This is a genomic window from Mycobacterium sp. TH-M116 (genome assembly GCF_057473685.1).
Map to the genome: position 1 here is coordinate 1 of NZ_JBYCLC010000055.1, position 2,589 is coordinate 2,589.

Sequence of the window (2,589 nt, forward strand, 5' to 3'; positions counted from 1 at the left end):
CGGCGTGTCGTGTGTGTGGTTTATGTGTCGCGAAGGGTGGCGGAGAGCCGCGGCGTCACTCGACGCCGATCGTGACCTCGGTGGACTTGATGAACACCGTCGCGGGCTGACCGACCGCGAGGCCGAGGTCGGTGGCGGCGTCCTTGGTCACCGACGACGTGACGATCTGCTCCCCGCCGTCGAGCTTGACTTTCACGATCGCCATCACGCTGCCGAGGTTGACCTCGGTGATGGTGCCTTTGAGTTGGTTCCGGGTCGATAGCCGCATGGCGGGCCTCCAGGGGGATGAGGTGACTGCGCTGAGCTTAGCGGGCCAGTCGTCTCAGCCGCGTGGGCCGAGCAAGGCTATGGACGCGTCGACGGCGGGCTCCACGACGTCGCGGACCGGCCGTCCGTCCTCCATCGCCAGGGCGGTCAGTTCGCGCAGCCCGCCCAACAGGATCACGGCCAGCGACCCGGTCAGCGGCGGCAGGTCGGCGCGGCGGAACCCCGGGCTGGCGCTGAGGTCGATCAGCAGGTCGGAGAGCAGTTGAATTCCGCGGCGCTGCACGGGCCGGGCGATCGCCCCGAGGGACGGCAGCTCGCGGATCCAGCTCAAGGTGAGGGCGGGCCGGGACTCGATGTGTGCGGCGTAGGCCTCGACGGCCTGGCGGATCTGCAGATGCCAGTCGGCCTCGGGGTCGACGCCCGCGGCGATGCCGTGCCCGAGCCTCTCGTTGTCGGCCTGCAGCAGTTCCAGGAAGCAGGCTTCCTTGCCGGTGAACCGGTCGTAGAACGTGCGTTTGGACGTGCGGGCGTTGCGGACGATGTCGGCGACGGTGCTGGCGCGGTAGCCGCGCTCGTCGATCGAGGCGGCGAGGCCCTCGAGCAGCCTGAGCCGGAAGGGATCGGCCTCGGCCCCCGGGTCGGGTACCGCGTGGCCGGCCGCCGCCGTCAGTGCTGAGGTCACGGCCGGCGCCCCTTTCGGTGAGTGCGACACCCTTGTCAGGAAGTGGTACCACAAAGTACCGTCACCGGAAAGACCTGCGGTACATGGCGGTACCACCCCGCGGGGGTAGGCCAGGGTTGGGAGCAGCAGCGCATGGGCGAAGTGGTCACCGAAGCATCCCCGGCCGTGCGGATACCTCCGGCGACGCGCCTGCCGGCGATGGTGCAGGCCCTGGCGTTCGCCACGTGCCGGCGGCCGATGATCAACCGACTGACGCGCCGGTACGGCCGGGTCTTCACGGTCGGCATCCCGATCTACGGCCGCCCGGTGGTGGTGAGCGATCCGCAGCTGGCCAAGCAGGTCTTCACCACCAGCCCCGAGGTGCTCGGCAACATCCAGCCGAACCTGAGCCGGCTGTTCGGCTCGGGGTCGGTGTTCGCGCTCGAAGGCGACGACCACCGGCAACGGCGGCGGCTTTTGGCGCCGCCGTTCCACGGCAAGAGCATGAAGAACTACGAGAGCATCATCGAAGAAGAGACGCTGCGCGAGATCGCGGACTGGCCGCAGCGTGCGCCGTTCGCGACGCTGCCCGCGATGATGCGGATCACCCTCAACGCCATTTTGCGCGCGGTGTTCGGGGCCGAGGGCGCCGAACTCGACGAGCTGCGCCGGCTCATCCCGCCGTGGGTCACGCTGGGCTCGCGGTTGGCGGCGCTGCCGAAACCCCGACGCACCTATGGCCGTTACAGCCCGTGGGGGCGGCTGCGGGAGTGGCGCCGCCGCTACGACGTCATCATCGACAGACTGATCGACGCCGAGCGCGCGGACCCGAACTTCGCTGAGCGGACCGACGTGCTCGCGCTGCTGCTGCGCAGCACCTACGAGGACGGATCGGTCATGTCGCGCAAGGACATCGCCGACGAGCTGCTCACGCTGCTGGCTGCCGGGCACGAGACGACCGCGGCCACGCTGGGCTGGGCGTTCGAGCGGTTGAGCCGGCACCCCGACGTGCTGCGGGCGCTGGTCGAGGAAGCCGACGCCGGCGGCCACGAGCTGCGCCAGGCCGCGATCCTCGAGGTGCAGCGGGTCCGCACCGTCATCGACTTCGCCGCCCGCCGCGTTTACCCGCCGACCTACCAGCTCGGCGAATGGGTTATCCCGCAGGGAAACTCGATTCTGGTGTGCATTTCGCAGATCCACGGCAATCCCGAGGTGTTCCCCGACCCCGAGCGCTTCGACCCGCAGCGGTATCTGGGCAACAAGCCGCCGGCAGCCGCTTGGATCCCGTTCGGGGGCGGCACCCGCCGGTGCGTGGGCGCCGCGTTCGCCAACATGGAGATGGACGTGGTGCTGCGAACGGTGTTGCATCACTTCACCATCCAGACGACGACCGCGCCCGGGGAGCGCTGGCACTCGCGCGGTGTCGCGTTCACGCCGAAGGACGGCGGGCGGGTGGTCGTGCACCGGCGCTGAGCGCGGCGCCAGCCGATTGACCTACTGGTCGGCGGTGGCCCGGCGTGGCAGCGTCCAGCCGGGACGCACGTAGTGGCAGGTGTAGCCGTGCGGGTAGCGCTGCAGGTAGTCCTGGTGCTCGGGCTCGGCCTCCCAGAAGTCGCCGGCCGGGCTGACCTCGGTGACGACCTTGCCCGGCCACAGGCCCG

Annotated in this window: 4 protein-coding genes; 1 reads left to right on the forward strand and 3 read right to left on the reverse strand. The window is 70.0% G+C overall.

Features of this window, described 5'->3' with window-relative positions; all coding sequences use genetic code 11:
• Positions 1–55: 55 nt before the first annotated feature.
• Both AC2VOK_RS02565 and AC2VOK_RS02570 read right to left on the reverse strand, forming a co-directional pair.
• On the reverse strand, positions 56–268 hold the full coding sequence (locus AC2VOK_RS02565; protein ID WP_428899086.1) for a TOBE domain-containing protein: 213 nt from the start codon (positions 266–268) through the stop codon (positions 56–58).
• Between the two features lie 54 nt (positions 269–322).
• Positions 323–937: a TetR/AcrR family transcriptional regulator gene (locus AC2VOK_RS02570; protein WP_428899088.1), complete on the reverse strand. Its 615-nt coding sequence runs from the start codon at positions 935–937 to the stop codon at positions 323–325.
• A 144-nt stretch (positions 938–1,081) separates the two neighbouring features.
• On the opposite strand from AC2VOK_RS02570, the gene AC2VOK_RS02575 reads away from it, so the two are divergent.
• Positions 1,082–2,401: a cytochrome P450 gene (locus AC2VOK_RS02575; RefSeq protein WP_428899087.1), complete on the forward strand. Its 1,320-nt coding sequence runs from the start codon at positions 1,082–1,084 to the stop codon at positions 2,399–2,401.
• Between the two features lie 21 nt (positions 2,402–2,422).
• On the opposite strand, the gene AC2VOK_RS02580 is transcribed toward AC2VOK_RS02575, so the two are convergent.
• The coding region (locus tag AC2VOK_RS02580; RefSeq protein WP_428899089.1) for a peptide-methionine (S)-S-oxide reductase at positions 2,423–2,589 on the reverse strand (167 nt) is incomplete at its 5' end.